The sequence below is a fragment of the Paenisporosarcina sp. P4_D4 genome (assembly GCF_056401835.1).
The window spans coordinates 1-16,800 of the sequence record NZ_JBFUIO010000058.1 but is presented as its reverse complement, the minus strand read 5'-3'; the positions used below and the strand labels follow the sequence as shown (position 1 = coordinate 16,800).

General features: G+C 37.4%; 12 protein-coding genes and 2 riboswitches. Of the genes, 9 read left to right on the top strand and 3 right to left on the bottom strand.

The window, feature by feature from the left end; genetic code table 11:
* Positions 1–65 precede the first annotated feature (65 nt).
* Together AC1DSL_RS12350 and AC1DSL_RS12345 are read right to left on the bottom strand one after the other, a co-directional pair.
* Positions 66–1,553: a hypothetical protein gene (locus AC1DSL_RS12350; RefSeq protein WP_477532390.1), complete on the bottom strand. Its 1,488-nt coding sequence runs from the start codon at positions 1,551–1,553 to the stop codon at positions 66–68.
* 55 nt (positions 1,554–1,608) lie between these two features.
* Positions 1,609–3,615 (bottom strand): HAD family hydrolase, encoded by a 2,007-nt coding sequence (locus AC1DSL_RS12345; RefSeq protein ID WP_477532389.1) that lies wholly within the window; start codon positions 3,613–3,615, stop codon positions 1,609–1,611.
* 251 nt (positions 3,616–3,866) lie between these two features.
* On the opposite strand from AC1DSL_RS12345, the gene AC1DSL_RS12340 reads away from it, so the two are divergent.
* Positions 3,867–4,625 (top strand): exodeoxyribonuclease III, encoded by a 759-nt coding sequence (locus AC1DSL_RS12340; protein WP_477532388.1) that lies wholly within the window; start codon positions 3,867–3,869, stop codon positions 4,623–4,625.
* 65 nt (positions 4,626–4,690) lie between these two features.
* On the opposite strand, the gene AC1DSL_RS12335 is transcribed toward AC1DSL_RS12340, so the two are convergent.
* Positions 4,691–5,056: a hypothetical protein gene (locus AC1DSL_RS12335; RefSeq protein WP_477532387.1), complete on the bottom strand. Its 366-nt coding sequence runs from the start codon at positions 5,054–5,056 to the stop codon at positions 4,691–4,693.
* Between the two features lie 185 nt (positions 5,057–5,241).
* On the opposite strand from AC1DSL_RS12335, the gene AC1DSL_RS12330 reads away from it, so the two are divergent.
* The 8 genes from AC1DSL_RS12330 (at position 5,242) to AC1DSL_RS12295 (ending at position 16,378) form a co-directional block, all read left to right on the top strand.
* Positions 5,242–5,445, top strand: coding sequence for a hypothetical protein (locus AC1DSL_RS12330; protein ID WP_342542920.1), 204 nt, complete (start codon positions 5,242–5,244; stop codon positions 5,443–5,445).
* A 113-nt stretch (positions 5,446–5,558) separates the two neighbouring features.
* Positions 5,559–7,028 (top strand): nicotinate phosphoribosyltransferase, encoded by a 1,470-nt coding sequence (locus AC1DSL_RS12325; protein ID WP_036660257.1) that lies wholly within the window; start codon positions 5,559–5,561, stop codon positions 7,026–7,028.
* Between the two features lie 12 nt (positions 7,029–7,040).
* Positions 7,041–7,868 carry an ammonia-dependent NAD(+) synthetase gene (gene nadE / locus AC1DSL_RS12320; RefSeq protein WP_477532386.1) on the top strand — a complete coding sequence of 276 codons (828 nt, stop codon included), beginning with the start codon at positions 7,041–7,043 and terminating at the stop codon, positions 7,866–7,868.
* A gap of 150 nt (positions 7,869–8,018) precedes the next feature.
* The gene (locus tag AC1DSL_RS12315; RefSeq protein WP_016429439.1) at positions 8,019–8,969 is read left to right on the top strand and encodes an AAA family ATPase; all 951 of its coding nucleotides are present in this window, start codon (positions 8,019–8,021) and stop codon (positions 8,967–8,969) included.
* Complete coding sequence (locus tag AC1DSL_RS12310; protein WP_016429438.1) at positions 8,966–10,180, top strand: DUF58 domain-containing protein; 1,215 nt, start codon at positions 8,966–8,968, stop codon at positions 10,178–10,180. The genes AC1DSL_RS12315 and AC1DSL_RS12310 overlap by 4 nt, the downstream gene beginning before the upstream one ends.
* The gene (locus AC1DSL_RS12305; protein ID WP_477532385.1) at positions 10,177–12,372 is read left to right on the top strand and encodes a transglutaminase-like domain-containing protein; all 2,196 of its coding nucleotides are present in this window, start codon (positions 10,177–10,179) and stop codon (positions 12,370–12,372) included. The genes AC1DSL_RS12310 and AC1DSL_RS12305 overlap by 4 nt, the downstream gene beginning before the upstream one ends.
* Positions 12,373–12,406: 34 nt before the next feature.
* Positions 12,407–12,508, top strand: a riboswitch (purine riboswitch).
* 279 nt (positions 12,509–12,787) lie between these two features.
* Positions 12,788–14,326 carry a glutamine-hydrolyzing GMP synthase gene (gene guaA / locus AC1DSL_RS12300; RefSeq protein ID WP_036660253.1) on the top strand — a complete coding sequence of 513 codons (1,539 nt, stop codon included), beginning with the start codon at positions 12,788–12,790 and terminating at the stop codon, positions 14,324–14,326.
* A 361-nt stretch (positions 14,327–14,687) separates the two neighbouring features.
* Positions 14,688–14,789, top strand: a riboswitch (purine riboswitch).
* 248 nt (positions 14,790–15,037) lie between these two features.
* Complete coding sequence (locus tag AC1DSL_RS12295; RefSeq protein ID WP_477532384.1) at positions 15,038–16,378, top strand: NCS2 family permease; 1,341 nt, start codon at positions 15,038–15,040, stop codon at positions 16,376–16,378.
* The last annotated feature ends 422 nt before the right edge of the window (positions 16,379–16,800 follow it).

Here is a 16,800-nt window from a genome sequence, read left to right as displayed (position 1 = left end):
GTAATTTAGAAAATTAACCAAGTGTAATAGGGGGATTTTAGATGTGGAAGAATGAATGGAATATTTTATTTGGATCGAGTATTCAACTTTTCTCTCAGTTCAGATTCCAATTTAATGTAGTGCTTCAATCTCTTTTCTGTTGCTTCTAATATCCCTTCTAATATCTTTATTCTTATCTGATCTTCTGATAAAGCTTTTACTTTAATTAATTCGTTTGAATTTCTCAGCGATTTTTCAAATTCCTGTTGATTAATCATAGTCCTAGTATCCTTCCTTTTTGAATAAACAAAAAATATTTCTGAGTATTGTTCAATTTCATTAATTGTACTGTTGTGATTAATTTCAACTGGCACCATACTCTCAAATACTTCTTTGTCAGGATAATCATAGAACAGATACTCCTTATTGGAATTAATGAAGATGATAATAGACTCGCAATCAATTGATTTAATAAAATTACTTATTTCTCTAGATTCCTGAAAAGTATTACGGTTAAAATCATCAATTATAACAATACTTTTATGAGGAATTTGACTCGAATTATTAACACTAATAACACTGCTGCACAATTGATTTCCAGAACAATTCAATAAATTTTCCAGAAGCAGTTTATCTGTATTCATTTCATAAATTTCATAATCTGCCGCTAACTCATTGATTAACTTCACAACACAATAATAACGATTTGTAATATTAAAATACCTTTCAAAATCAATGGAAAAATTTATGCAATTTTCGAAATGACCCATTATGTTATTTATGCGAGGGGGAGTTATAGTAATTACTGTTTTCGGTTTTTCATTAAAAATAAAAGGAATTAACTCTGATGGAAACTCCTTTTTTATTACAGTTGCCTGCTGAAATATCCCATTATAGAACATAAGATCATCAGGATGGGGGTATATCACTAACCTGGTTTCCGGTTCAGGTACGAAGTAATCAACCATTAGTTGATATATTTTTTTTTGTTCTTCGTAAGTTATAAAATTAGAGAGAAGTTCTGTTAATAAGATTGTTGAATCTTTATTAATTTGAATCTTTTGATTGATACCAAAAAATACAAGAACTTTATCAAGAAAACTACGACCCATTCTACCCATACTTTCAATCAAATCAAAATGTTCTAGGTTAGGTTCATCGAATTCTATGATTCTTTTGTTGAAGTTTCCTATTTTCTTAGTGATTATCTGATTCTTTCTATCGTATCCGCTGCCATCTTCCAAGGAAGTGAAATTAATTTCTTTTTCAATCAAATAAATTCCAAAAATACTATCCGGGCTCTCTACAATTATTTCAGTAAATTCGTGGGGATTAATCTTATTTTCCACAAGATATTTTTCAATTACATAATTATTTTTTTCGGTATCTAATTCGTGGGTATTTAAAAAAAAAATTTTATCAAAAAAGAGACCTTCCATTTCCTTAAACTGTGGGAATTTTTCTTTAATTGAATCTGATAATAGAATGTAACAAACCTGTTCTTTATGAAAAAGTTCTTTATATATGATGCAGTGTAACAATTGATGAATTGTAACTACATGGTACAAAATCATGATGTTCACTCCGAATCTAAATTGTAAAAAACATATTTCTGCTTAATTAGTAGACTTATAGATTAGCCTGATCCATTATGTCATTTAATGTTTCGAAAGATTGATTTTCAGTATCCGCAATTACTCCTCTGGAAAAACTCAAGTCACCAAAATTTTCCCTTATAAATCGAAGGTCTCTTATGATCATTCTGAATGGTAAATACGCATCGTACCCAGATATGTTAAAGAGATACTCATAATTCGAAAACGTCTTCTTATATAACTTTACAAAATCATAAATACCTTGATGAATTTGTTCAATAATMTTATAGTTTTCAACTTCTGGGACATCAAATAGTAATTTATATCCGTCTTCAGTTCTCTTAAAGCCGGAGAATGAAGGATAGCAAGCCTGCGTAAATAACTCGAAAAATACATTATTATGTTTAGTACTTGTGTGTGTATCGTATAAATTTCTGTTAAGCATTCTAGAAAAAATGTAAACTCCTATTTCTTTCTTCATGATCTGGCTTAGATTACCTGTGTGGTTCGAGTGTCTACAAGCGGCTACTAAACTGTGAACTTCACAATTTAACTTCCATTTTTGTTCAATCAAATATTTAATCCCTGCCCCCCCAGATCCAACCCAGCCAACATCAACTACCGCAACTTTTTTACTTCCTTGAATTATATTCATAAAATACTCTTTTACAATTGCATGATCTTCAGTTAGTTTTTTCACAACAGTTGCCCAATTTTTCACTAAAAACGATTGAATTAATTTTACATTTCCTTTATGAATCTTATCGTCTTCTTTTAGGTCATGCTGAGTCAACAAACTAAATAATTCCTCTAACTCCAAGGACTCAAACAGACCTTTGATTGTAATTCCTAATGCACTTTTTGCTTTGTGTTGAACCATTCGTTTCAAGAAATCATATCGGTTTTTTTCTATTGTATATTTCGCATTAGCAATTCGAGACCAGTAAACATATTCAGTATCCATATCAGTGAAAAGAAAATTAAATACTTTCCTATAAATGTCTCCGTCTCTTGAAAGAAACAATATTTTATCTATATTATTTTGTTTTGCATAATCATAAATCCATTTGCAGTAGCCCAATATATACAAACCACCATAAATGAAACCATATTCATAATGAGGAGTATATTGCTTAATACCATTATGCAAATGAGTATTAACAATTCCACTGTATGTGGAAGCAATTAGTTCGGACATATCGTCTGGGCGGTATTGATTTCCAGTCTCATGAACGTTATTGTAATATCTTGCCTCTATGCCTATTTCTTGAGCGCTTTTTATATCTGATTCATAATTCGCCCCGACGTGTACCATACTCAAATCCTTGCCTAATTTTGTTAAAGCTATATTGAATAATTGTTTATCGCGTTTACTGCAATGGTTCTCACAGGAAACAAAAACGTCAAAAAAACCACTAAAACCTGAGTTCTCCAACAATTGTTCAATCATTGACTTTGTTAAATACATATCGGAAATAGCAATTATTTTTTTATTTTGGGACTTAAGTATTTCAAAAACATCTTTCATATAGGGATTAGCAAAACAAAACTCTAATTCTGTTTGTAACTCTAACTGCACGCCATATTGTTTATCAATTCCTGTTCTTAACTCAACTTGTTCGTAAATATCATATATTGTTACTTCGCTAATTCCTTTTTTTCCTTTTGCTTGATTACGCGCTTCCTTTTCCGCTTCCCTTCGTATAGCCATAAAATTCACACAGCTATGTTTTTCCCCTAATATCATGAAAAGATGATGAGGTTGGGCAAACGGTCTTAATAACAAAGTGTCAAATACATCAAACGAAATAACCTCGTATTCTAACATATTTCTTGCAAAATCAAGTGCTTTTGGTCGGCTTATTATTTTCGACTCCGAGCCATCTAAATATGGCAACTTTAGTTTCTCTTTTGGATTAAATGGTAATGCATCTATAAGTATTCCTCCTTTTACACATTGGAATTTCTTGAGCAGGAATAACCCAACGGTTGCCCGTGGCACATTTAAGCAAATAACAGTCGTATAAATACCGTCTTCCATTTATGACACTATTATCTTATTCTGTTTGTTCAATTGAAGTGAAGGTGAGCCGGGAGGTTTAGACAAAAAAGCATCTTCAGTAGTATATGCATTGATAAAATTTTTGAGGAAACATGCCGTGATTTTTACATCACCTTTTTATTGTGGTTTTCGGAAGGTTTTTTCTTTATAAGTCTGTCTTTTTGGTGATAGCTAAAGTGTTTGATATAGTTATTCATAGATTTAGTGCCATCAAAAAGGAGTAATAAAKGATGAAAATAGTTTCGTGGAACGTAAATGGCATTCGAGCTTGTGTGAAAAAAGGATTTCTCGAGTATTTTCAACAAGTAAATGCTGATATATTTTGTCTGCAGGAGACAAAGTTGCAGGCTGGTCAAATAGAATTGCATCTAGAAGGATACGAACAATACTGGAATTATGCAGTGAAAAAAGGCTACTCTGGTACCGCCGTATTTACTAAGAAAAAGCCGCTATCCGTCAGATACGGAGTAGGGGACCTGAGTGAAGAAGCGGAGGGGAGAATTCTCACCTTGGAATATGAACAGTTTTATTTAGTGAACGTCTATACGCCGAATGCCAAGCGGGATTTAACAAGACTTCCCTATCGCTTGGAGTGGGAAGATGAAATGCGTACCTACTTACAGCAACTCGACCAAATCAAACCCGTGATTATGTGTGGGGATTTAAATGTGGCACACGAAGATATTGATCTCAAAAATCCCAAAACAAATAGAGGAAATTCTGGCTTTACAGTGGAAGAACGTGGCAAGATGACCGCACTGCTTCAAGAAGGGTTCACCGATACATTCCGCTACTTTTATCCTGATACAGAAGGGGCCTATACGTGGTGGTCATACATGAGTAAAGTGAGAGAACGTAATATTGGATGGCGAATTGATTACTTCATAGCATCCAATAGACTTGAAAACAGACTCAAAGATTCGTATATTCATCCTCAAATACTTGGTAGCGATCATTGCCCAATCATATTGGAAGTAGCAGACATGTAAAAAGCCTTTCATGAGTTCATTGAACTTGTGATAGGCTTTAATATTTGTTATGCAGGAATATGTTATCAGGTACGTTTGAACAAGCTATTGTTTGAATGTAAGATCGAGCCGATGTAGCCTGCAAGATAGGCAATAAGCATAACAAAGATGAAGGTTAAATCAATTGAAAAATGTCGGCTGTAAAATTCACTTAATATGATGAAGAGAGCTCCACAAATACCACCGATGTGTGGAGATGATTTAATATAATAGCGCATCGCCACTAACCCGCCACTAAGCGCGATAACGAAAAAATTGATTTTCACGAGTAATTCGTATGACATGGCGTGCAATAGCTTAATTTCTATGAATAGTAAAAATTGCAGAATGAAAAATTGAGCAACTAAAGAAAGCAAGATAACAGGCAGCCAATCAAATTTTTTACCTTTCAAAATGAACAACCTCCTTGTATCAAATTGTATGCATACCAGGCATCAAAAAGAATAAGTGAGGATTCATTGTCTTAATATGATGGAAATAATGAAAATGACGATAGAAAATTTCCAGTATTGGCCGTATTTCGAGTATAATGAAGAGAAGCAAAGACCAATTATATCTCTCCGAAGGAGGAAATTACATGACAGAAAACAACGAAAACAACCAGCAAGAAGCACCGAAGAAAAAAATGAGTCTAAAAGAAGCGATGCAAAAGCAGTTGGAAGCGAAGAAAAACCAATCGAATGAAAACAATGCCAAAGGAAATTCAACGCAATCAGCGAAAAAAATGCAAAGTCAACAAACCAAAAAAGTGAGCAATACACGTAGAAAAATGGGTACATAATTTATCAACGCAAACCAATTTCACAATTGGTTTGCGTTTTTGTTAGAGAAGATAAGATTTCGGGTAAATGGTGTATACTAAGGACTATTATGATCGTGGAAGAAGGTTTAATGATGACTTCAAGATATGCTGATGATGGACTTGCATTACATACAGACTTATATCAAATCAATATGGCGGAGGCCTACTGGGCTGACGGAATACATAACAGAAAAGCGGTATTTGAGTTGTTTTTCCGCAAGCTTCCATTTGGCAATGGTTATGCCATTTTTGCGGGACTAGAGCGAGTGCTGGATTTTCTCCGGGAGTTTCATTTCTCCGATAGTGATTTAGCGTATTTGCAGGATGAGCTGGGGTACAAGGAAGATTTTATCAGTTATTTACGCGAGGTCCGTTTTACAGGTAACGTTTATTCCATGGTGGAAGGTGAACTTGTTTTTGCCAATGAGCCAATCATTCGTATAGAGGCCCCACTCGTGGAAGCGCAATTGATTGAAACTGCACTCCTGAACATCGTCAATTACCAAACGCTGATTGCGACGAAAGCCAGTCGAATTAAACAAATTGTAAAAACTGATACCGTGATGGAATTTGGTACACGTCGGGCACAGGAAATGGATGCGGCAATTTGGGGCGCACGTGCTGCCGTCATCGGTGGACTAGAAGCAACGAGTAATGTGCGGGCTGGTAAAAAGTTCGGCATTCCTGTTGCAGGAACCCATGCACATTCTCTAGTACAAGCATACAAAAGTGAATATGAGGCTTTCCATGCTTATGCAAAACGCCATAATGATTGTGTGTTCCTTGTAGATACATACAATACATTGAAAATTGGTGTACCAACGGCTATTCAAGTGGCGAAAGAGCTTGGGGATAAAATCAATTTCATTGGCATTCGTCTGGATAGCGGTGACATTGCTTTCCTTTCTAAAGAGGCGCGCAAAATGCTCGACGAAGCCGGATTTACAGAAGCGAAAATTGTTGTATCAAACGATTTAGATGAATATACAATCTTAAACTTAAAAGCACAGGGCGCAAAAGTGGATATGTGGGGAATTGGCACAAAGTTAATTACAGCTTATGACCAACCAGCCCTTGGAGCAGTATACAAAATTGTATCAATCGAGAGTGATAAAGGTGTGATGGAAGATACAATTAAAATTTCTTCTACAACTGAAAAGGTCACGACACCTGGTCGGAAAAAATTGTATCGGATTATTGATCGTGAAAATGGAAAAGCAGAAGGCGATTACATCACAATGTTTGATGAAGATCCAACCCATGAAAAGCGTTTGAAAATGTTTCACCCAGTTCATACATTTGTGTCTAAATTCGTGACTAACTTTGAAGCTAAAGATCTTCATACAAAAGTTATTGAAAATGGACAAATCATCTATTCAAATCCAACTTTGTTTGAAATGCGTGATTATGCATCGACGAACTTGGAACTGCTTTGGGATGAGTATAAACGTTCATTAAATCCAGAAGAATATCCAGTGGATTTAAGTCAAAAATGTTGGGATAACAAGATGCGGAATATCCAGGAAGTTCAAGAAATGGTCGACCGAATGCATTATGCTTGAGGAGGCGCTATCATGACAAACTTACAGCAGACAATTATAGAAGAATTGAAAGTTAAACCATCGATTGACCCCCAGGAAGAAATTCGGACGTCGATTGATTTTATGAAAAGCTATTTAACAAAGCATCCATTCCTTAAAGGAATGGTGCTTGGGATTTCAGGCGGACAGGATTCTACACTTACAGGTAAACTGGCACAAATGGCCGTGAATGAATTAAATGAAGAAGCGGGAACTGAAGCCTACTCATTCATTGCAGTACGGCTGCCATATGGAGTCCAGTTTGATGAAGCCGATTGTCAAGATGCATTGAATTTCATTCAACCATCAAAAATTTATACGGTAAATATTAAGGAAGCGATCGATGCCAGCAAACGTGCACTTGATGCATCTGGAATCACTCTTTCCGATTTTGCCAAAGGCAATGAAAAAGCACGTGAGAGAATGAAAGTTCAATATTCAATAGCAGCGATGCACAGTGCGGTCGTTCTTGGAACGGATCATGGTGCTGAAGCCATCACAGGATTTTATACAAAATTTGGGGATGGTGGCGCAGATTTAGTCCCGTTATTCAGATTAAATAAACGTCAAGGCAAGCAAATGTTAAAAGCTTTGGGCAGTCCTGAACATTTGTATACGAAGATTCMAACTGCTGATTTGGAGGAAGATCGACCGGCATTACCGGATGAGATTGCACTTGGTATAACTTATGATCAAATTGATGATTATTTAGAAGGCCGAGAAATTCTTTCTGAACCACGAGAAAAATTGGAAAATTATTATTTACGCTCTCAACATAAAAGACATTTACCAATAACCGTCTTTGACGACTTTTGGAAATAAGCCAAAGCACACATGGAAATCATCCGTGTGTGCTTTTCTTATATAATAATAAGTTGTAAAAAAGGGTAATTTTAGTTAAACTTACGTTATAATATGTTAATTTTCTAAAAAATATAATAATTTAAGTAGGACAATTGGGGGAGTAATGAGATGAGAAACCAAGAGAAAATACATGCAATTGTAGATAATATTGAACGTGTAATGATTGGGAAACGTGAAGTTGCCGAGTTAAGTGTAGTTGCGTTAATTGCGCAAGGCCATGTATTGCTTGAAGATGTGCCTGGCGTTGGAAAGACCATGATGGTACGTGCTTTAGCGAAATCTGTTGGTGCTCAATTCAAACGAATTCAATTCACGCCGGATTTATTGCCATCGGATGTAATTGGTGTATCGATTTACAATCCTAAAGAAATGGAATTCCAATTCAGACCAGGTCCGATAATGGGAAATATCGTATTGGCGGATGAGATCAATCGGACTTCCCCTAAAACTCAGTCAGCACTTTTGGAAGGTATGGAAGAAGCAACCGTGACAATTGATGGTGAAACCATGACGATACCTAAACCGTTTTTCGTAATGGCCACTCAAAACCCGATAGAATACGAGGGGACATATCCGCTTCCAGAAGCGCAATTGGACCGATTCCTTTTAAAACTTCGTATGGGATACCCGTCACACACACAAGAAATTGAAGTATTGAAGCGTGCAGAGAAGTCAGTTCCAATAGAAAACTTGAATTCTGTCATTTCTTTGGAGGATCTGATTCTTATGCAAAAAGAAGTAAAAGACATCGTGGTCGACGATACAATTAAAAACTACATCGTCGATTTAGCAAACCGTACAAGAAAAGATTCATATATTTACTTAGGTGTCAGTCCTCGTGGGTCACTGGCATTGATGAAGGCATCGCAGGCGTTTGCGATGTTGAAGGGAAGAGACTTTGTAACACCTGACGATATTCAATATTTAGCACCATTTGTTTTCAGCCACCGCATGATTTTACGTTCAGAAGCCCGCTATGATGGCATAACACCAGAGGAAATTGTGGAACGTATCTTAGCCAAAACGAATGTTCCAATTAAAAGGTTAGTTAAACAATGAAGAAAGCTAACTTGACATGGGCAATTGGAGGACGACTCCTTTTTGTCCTCTTTCTAGTCATTTTTTCGTTTGCATTTGCCATGTTCCAGGGTGGTTTCGTCAGTTGGTTCATTTTTTACTCAATAGTTCCGTTTGCCTTATATTCCATTGCATTCTTCTTCAGTCCCATTTCGAAAATAGAAATTGAGCGCTATATTCAAACTGCTCAAATCCGCAAAGGTGGGAAATTGATTGTGACGGTGAAATTAAAAAGACCGTCACGTTTTCCAATGCTTTATCTTGTCGTAAAGGAAGTCACTCAAAGTGCATCCCTTATCAGACATGCAAATAAACAATTGAAAACTGTGAAAATGGTAGGGTTTCAACGAAACATCGAGTGGACCTATGAAATCGATCAGATGCCACGTGGCGAACATTCTTTGGATGGTATTGAAATTTCCGTAAGTGATTTTTTTGGCTGGGTGAAAAAAACACATGTACTTCCATTAAAACAGACCGTCATCGTTTACCCAAACATAGCGGAAATGATTTATATGCCGATTGAAACTCGATACGATCAAGGCGCCGCCGCCTCACCATTTACAATTGTTAAGGATACTACGATGGCAACAGGGGTTCGGGACTACCAACCGGGTGACCGGGTTTCTTGGATTCATTGGAAATCATTTGCCCGCACTCAAACCTTACGTACGAAAGAATTTGAAGATCGACAGTCACAGGATTTGTTCATTATGGTTGACCGAAAACCGTCGGAAAATTTTGAAGAACAAATTGAATTGACAGCATCAGTGTTACAAGCAGTTGTTCGAAACCAAGCAAGTGCGGCATTCTTGTCATTAGGTGCCTCTCGCTTTTATTTCCCTGCTGTTCAAAGTGAGGAACAGCTGCAACGAACGATGTTTCATTTAGCTAAAGTTGAAGCTGATTTGACGCAGCCAATCGAAAAATTATTGCTGAAAGATCCAGCCATGTCGAGCGCAACATCCATTTTGCTAATTACTGGTGAATTAACCACAGCATTAATTGAATCAATTCCACGAGCTGCCAAAAACTTACGTCAATGTACTGTTTTTGTTGTTGTGAAAAAAGGCGAAAAGTTATCGAAACAAGCAATGACATTGCATCAACTTGCTCGTTCGAGAGGAATGATCACGCACGTGCTTTCTCAAGATCATTTCGCAAATGCCTTTACGGAGGTAGGTCGCAAATGAAAATTGGACTTCAAAATAAATGGCTACAAGCCTTATTTTATTTACTGGTGTTCTTTCTATTCCGTGAATGGTTATTACCAGTATTAGAGTTAACCGAAACCAACTATTTATCTATATTCCTAGCTTTCATCGTCTTGTGCTTTGTATTCAGTTTCTTATCGGCTCCATGGTGGCTTACGGTTCCTGGAAAACTGGTTTATATTGCCTGGGTCATTGTATTTGTTTATACGGACGAAGTATTTTTCACAAGCGAAGCAGTTTCATTTTTGTTTGGGGAATTAATGATAAATGTAGGTGCACTTTTCAGTCGTGACTGGTCACTAGTGACTGATTCTTTCCGTACAGTGCTGTTTTTCTCATTAATATGGATGACAGCATATTTAATACATCACTGGATCAGTATCCGTTTTAACATTTTCTTATTCTTCTTCATGACTGTTGTTTTTATTGCGGCACTGGATACATTCAGTGCGTATAAAGGTGATGGGGCGATTCTTCGTATCATGATTCTGGGGTTATTATTATCGGGGCTATTAAAAGTAGCGAAAATAATGGAACAAAATCAAGTAACCATGACCAGGGAGAAATATGTTTTTCTTGTTATTCCTCTTGTAATGCTAGTTGCATTCAGTGGTTCAATCGGCTATTTACTTCCTAAAGCCGGACCGATATGGGAAGATCCTGTCCCGTTTATTCAATCGTTTGCTGAAGGAGCAGGTACAGGACCCGGAGGAGCAGTTGGCATCGGGAAAATTGGCTATGGTGAAGATGACTCCAATTTAGGCGGTGCTTTCAGGTCAGATAATACTGTTGTGTTTGAAGCGATTGTGCAAACACCGCAATATTGGAAGATTGAAACGAAGGATACTTACACATCAAAAGGATGGGAACAATCCGTTTCTTCCAATGAAATTCGTAATTATACAGTAGGCGATACGCTGGATACAGGAATTCCAACAGGTCTTGAAGAGGATAAAGATGTTGCCAAGTATAATTTCAGCTTGGAATATCCATTCTTAATGTATCCGTATGGTTCCGTGACAGTGGACGCACCTGAAGGTACAACATTCTCAATATCAAACAATACACAAAAAATCGAGACTTATCGGGAGAACGAAGAAGTCCAATTAAAGGCTTATAGTATAGCTTTCAGTGAACCAACTTACAGTTTAAAGGCATTACGTGCAACGACTCACGAAGGTTTGTCTATACTATCTCAAGACTTTTCACGTTATTTACAGTTGCCTGAAGAATTACCTGAACGCGTTCGGGAATTGGCTCGAACCATTACTAAAGATGAAACCAATCTATATGATAAAGCTCGGGCAATTGAACGCTATTTTCCACAAAACGCCTTTGTTTACGATCAACATAATGTTTCCGTTCCAAAAAAAGATGAGGACTATGTAGATCAATTTCTATTTGAAACAAAACGTGGGTATTGTGATAATTTCTCTACATCCATGATTATTATGCTCCGTTCTTTAGATATCCCAGCACGGTGGGTTAAAGGATTCGCTGAAGGGCAAGAGCTTCGGACTGAAGATGGGGAAAGAATGTACCAAGTTACAAATAATAACGCCCATTCTTGGGTCGAAGCTTATTTGCCAGGAATCGGCTGGATGCCATTCGAACCGACCATTGGTTTTAGTGGAACTGGAAATATTGATTTCGATTTGGAGTTAAACTCGACTGATACGCCTGAAAAACCAGTTGTCCCAGCGCAACCGGAAAAACCTGAAACGACAGGCAAAGGAGAAACTAAACCATTTTCAGAACGATTCACGGATATGATTCAGAACTTTACTGACTGGATGTCGGACAATAAAGGACAAATCATTTTCTGGAGCATCATCGCACTTTTATTCTCATATATGTTGTTCCGGATTCGAAAAAAATGGATGCCGAAAATCTTGGTTCCTTATTACCGTTTACGTAAAGATAACTGGCAGTCATTTGAGCATAGCTACCATAGTTTGTTAAAACAGCTTGAGTTGTATGGGATTCAACGGAATGAAGGGCAAACATTGCAAACTTATGCAAAATATGTGGATTCATTCTTCGGCTCAAAAGATATGAAAGTATTGACGACAGCTTATGAAAAAGGCTTTTATGGGAAAAATATCGAGTCTCACGAATGGCTTCAACTGAGAGAAAGTTGGGAAAATTTAATCAATCGCACCAGTGGTTGATTTTAAGGCGGACAACCTGTAGAATTGAGAAAAATTATACAGACCGGTTTGCCCTCATATATGTCCGATAATAAGGTTCGGATGTTTCTACCAAGTCGCCGGAAATGACTTGACTATGAAGGCGAATGCACCCATGTCTATTTATGGACATTTATTTGCATTCGCCTTTTTAACGAGAAGAGACTTAAATGTCTAGTAGCAAGCGTCAGTCTGCACCTAACCTTGAGATATTCAACTGGAACGGTTTTTCCGCTTCATTTCTTTCAGGGTGGGTCCCAGACTTCAGTGGCGTTTCAGCTTTTCTTGTGTAGAGCAAAAGAGCGCGTAGAAAGGTTTTCTTTCATACGCGTTTTTTCTATATTAAAGGGAGTCCGAAAATCAAAGTGAAGAGGTGGCCATATTGTCAGCAACTCCTATGTTGAAAGAACAAGAAAAAATCGTCGTACTTGACTTTGGTAGTCAATACAATCAGTTAATCACTCGCCGTATCCGTGAGTTCGGTGTTTACAGTGAATTACATCCGCATACAGTAACCGCTGAAGATATTAAATCTATGAATGCAACAGGTATCATTTTCTCAGGTGGTCCAAATTCGGTTTATGATGCAAATGCTTTCCATATTGACCAAGCAATTTTCGATTTAAACATTCCGATTTTAGGAATTTGCTACGGTATGCAATTAATGTCTCAACATTTTGGTGGGAAAGTTGAAAAAGCTTCTCATCGCGAATACGGCAAAGCTGAAATTTCAGTTGTTAAAGAAAGTACATTATTCCATGACTTACCGAAGGAACAAATTGTTTGGATGAGTCACGGAGACCACGTGACGGTTGCCCCAGAAGGTTTTGAAGTAATTGCTACAAGCCCATCATGTGCGGTAGCAGCTATCGCTGATGAATCACGCGGTTTATATGCGGTTCAATTCCACCCTGAAGTACGTCACTCGGTTTACGGTATTGAATTGATTCGTCAATTCGTATTTGGCGTTTGTAAAGCTAAAGGTGATTGGTCAATGGAAAGCTTCATCGAGCTTGAAATTGAAAAAATCCGTCAAGAAGTCGGCGATAAAAAAGTATTGTGTGCATTAAGCGGTGGAGTGGATTCATCTGTTGTCGCAGTATTGATTCACAAAGCAATCGGCGATCAATTAACGTGTATGTTTGTCGACCATGGTTTACTTCGTAAAGGCGAAGCGGAGAGTGTAATGAAGACTTTCGCTGATGGCTTCCATATGAATGTCATTAAAATTGATGCACGTGAGCGGTTCATGAACAAACTGGCTGGCGTTTCAGATCCTGAAACAAAACGTAAAATTATCGGCAATGAATTCATTTATGTATTCGACGATGAAGCAGCAAAACTTGAAGGGATGGACTTCCTAGCACAAGGTACGCTTTATACGGATATTATCGAGAGTGGCACAGCTACTGCACAGACTATCAAGTCTCACCACAATGTTGGCGGACTACCTGAAGATATGCAGTTCAAATTAATTGAACCATTAAACACGCTATTTAAAGATGAAGTTCGTGCACTTGGAACAGAGCTTGGAATGCCAGATGAAATTGTATGGCGTCAACCATTCCCAGGTCCAGGTCTTGGAATTCGCGTTTTAGGAGCAATTACAGAAGAAAAACTTGAAATCGTTCGTGAATCTGATGCGATTTTACGTGAAGAAGTAGCTAAAGCTGGTCTTGAACGAGATATCTGGCAGTACTTCACGGTGTTACCTGACATTCGAAGTGTCGGTGTAATGGGTGATGCACGTACTTACGATTACGCTATCGGCATTCGTGCAGTAACTTCAATCGATGGGATGACATCTGACTGGGCTCGTGTGCCTTGGGATGTATTGGAGAAAATCAGTGTCCGCATCGTCAATGAAGTGCCAAACATCAACCGTGTACTGTATGACATTACGAGCAAGCCACCAGCAACAATTGAGTGGGAATAGTAGGTTGTAAATTTTAAAACGTCTCAAACCTTGATATATCGGTGTTTATAGATGTTTTATTGAAAGTGACTTATACCACCAGCAACAGTTGACTATTAACAAATACTCTCTTTTATTTGCGATATTTTGCAAATAGAAGGGAGTTTTTTTATGGTTAAAATTGTTGAGCTACTGGATGATTCTCAATTGAATCAAAAAAACGAAGGCAAAAAACCACATCACGAGCAAGCCACCAGCAACAATTGAGAGGGAATAAAGAGTTCAGTTGGAAATGAATGTTTATTTCCGAACTATGGAGACATTTTTTTAATTATTGTTCGGAAAAATGATTGAAACCTCTACAAATAGATGTTATAGTACTATTGTAATTAAATACTGTCGTCGTATAAAGTCGGGAATATGGCCCGAAAGTTTCTACCGAGTTACCGTAAATGACTCGACTACGATTTAGAAAGGCGGACCGTTCCGTCTTTCTTACTTCTTATTAACATCGTTAATGGAAGAAATCGGAGGCATGCGACTTTTTGTTGCATGCCTTTTTGTTTTTTATAATAGAAAGCATTTAGCGCAAGTCGAATTCAATTCGGAGGTTAACATCTCTATTAAACTGGGTATCTGTTTTATAGACTGAGAGTTGAGTTAAGATCTGACGCTGAAACTTAATTATTATAGAAGAAACAAATGTGTACACGACAACACGGAGGAAAAAACATGAAAAAGTATTTTCAATTTGAAGAACTCGGAACGAATTATCGTCGCGAGATTATCGGTGGACTGACTACGTTCTTATCGATGGCCTACATCTTGATCGTCAATCCATTAACTTTGTCACTAAATTCGGTGCCTGATTTACCTGACGCAATGCGCATGGATCCAGGTGCAGTATTTGTAGCAACTGCTTTAGCGGCAGCCGTCGGTTCTCTCTTTATGGGATTGATAGCCAAGTATCCCATAGCCCTTGCCCCGGGAATGGGATTAAATGCATTCTTTGCTTATACAGTTGTTCTAACTTACGGAATTCCTTGGCAAACAGCTTTAACAGGTGTTCTATTTTCGGGACTAATTTTTATTGTTCTTTCATTATCAGGAATTCGTGAAACCATCATCAATGCCATTCCTGCTGAATTAAAATATGCTGTTGGAGCAGGTATCGGTTTGTTCATCACCTTTATCGGCTTACGAAACGCAGGGATAATCGTCAATAACGAAGCTACACTAGTTGGATTAGGAGATTTATCTGCAGGAAATACGTTGCTAGCCATCTTTGGATTAGTGTTAACTGTTATCTTTATGGTAAGAGGCGTTAAAGGTGGTATCTTTTACGGGATGCTATTAACGGCAGGAGCGGGGATGATTTTCAGTTTAGTAGATGTTCCTTCTTCTATAGTAAGTAAAGTTCCAAGTGTGGCTCCAACTTTCGGGGTGGCTTTCGAACCTTTACTGAATGATCCAGGATCATTAATGACCATCCAATTCTTAATTGTAGTACTGACATTCTTATTCGTAGATTTCTTTGATACTGCAGGTACTCTTGTTGCCGTTGCCGACCAAGCCGGCTTAATGAAAGACAATAAACTTCCGCGTGCGGGTAAAGCATTGCTAGCAGATTCACTTGCAACTGTAACGGGAGCGATTTTCGGTACTTCAACGACGACTTCTTATATTGAATCAAGTGCAGGAGTTGCCGCAGGTGCGAGAACGGGATTTGCAGCAATTGTTACGGGTGTCTTATTCTTGTTGGCATTATTCTTCTCACCAGTATTATCCGTAATGACTTCTGCAGTAACAGCACCAGCCTTAATCATTGTCGGTGTCCTAATGGTTTCATCTTTGAATAAAATTGAATGGAATCGATTTGAAATTGCGGTACCAGCATTTTTAACTATTATTACGATGCCCCTTACGTATAGCATCGCTACAGGAATCGCTATGGGATTTGTATTTTATCCGATTACAATGATCTTGAGCGGGAATATTAAAAAGGTTCATCCTATCATGTACGGCATGTTCGTTATTTTTATTCTATACTTTGTGTTTGTAGAAGGGCACTAATCAATATAGGAAGGACAATACTTTCATTAGTATTGTCCTTCTTTTTTATTAGTAGAGAAGCAGCGTTTTACTTTATACGATTGTCATAAATTGGTGGTTGAAAAGCTCCTAATATTCTGATAATATAAACCCATAACAAATCTATTAAATAGTGTTGACTTATATAAGTGAGACTGATATATTTATAAAGTTGCTGATTTGAAAGCGACAAAGTGAAAAAAGAATATCAAAAATTTTTGTTGACATAGCAAACTGGATTTGATAAGATATTAAAGTCGCCATTACAACAACGGCGAACAAATGAACCTTGAAAACTGAACAGCAAAACGTCAACAATAAAGCGGAACACACTTCGGTGTGGGAAGCAAAACTTGAACTTAATTGTTCATTTTAAAACGTCATTAATTTGACGCCAGCAACAA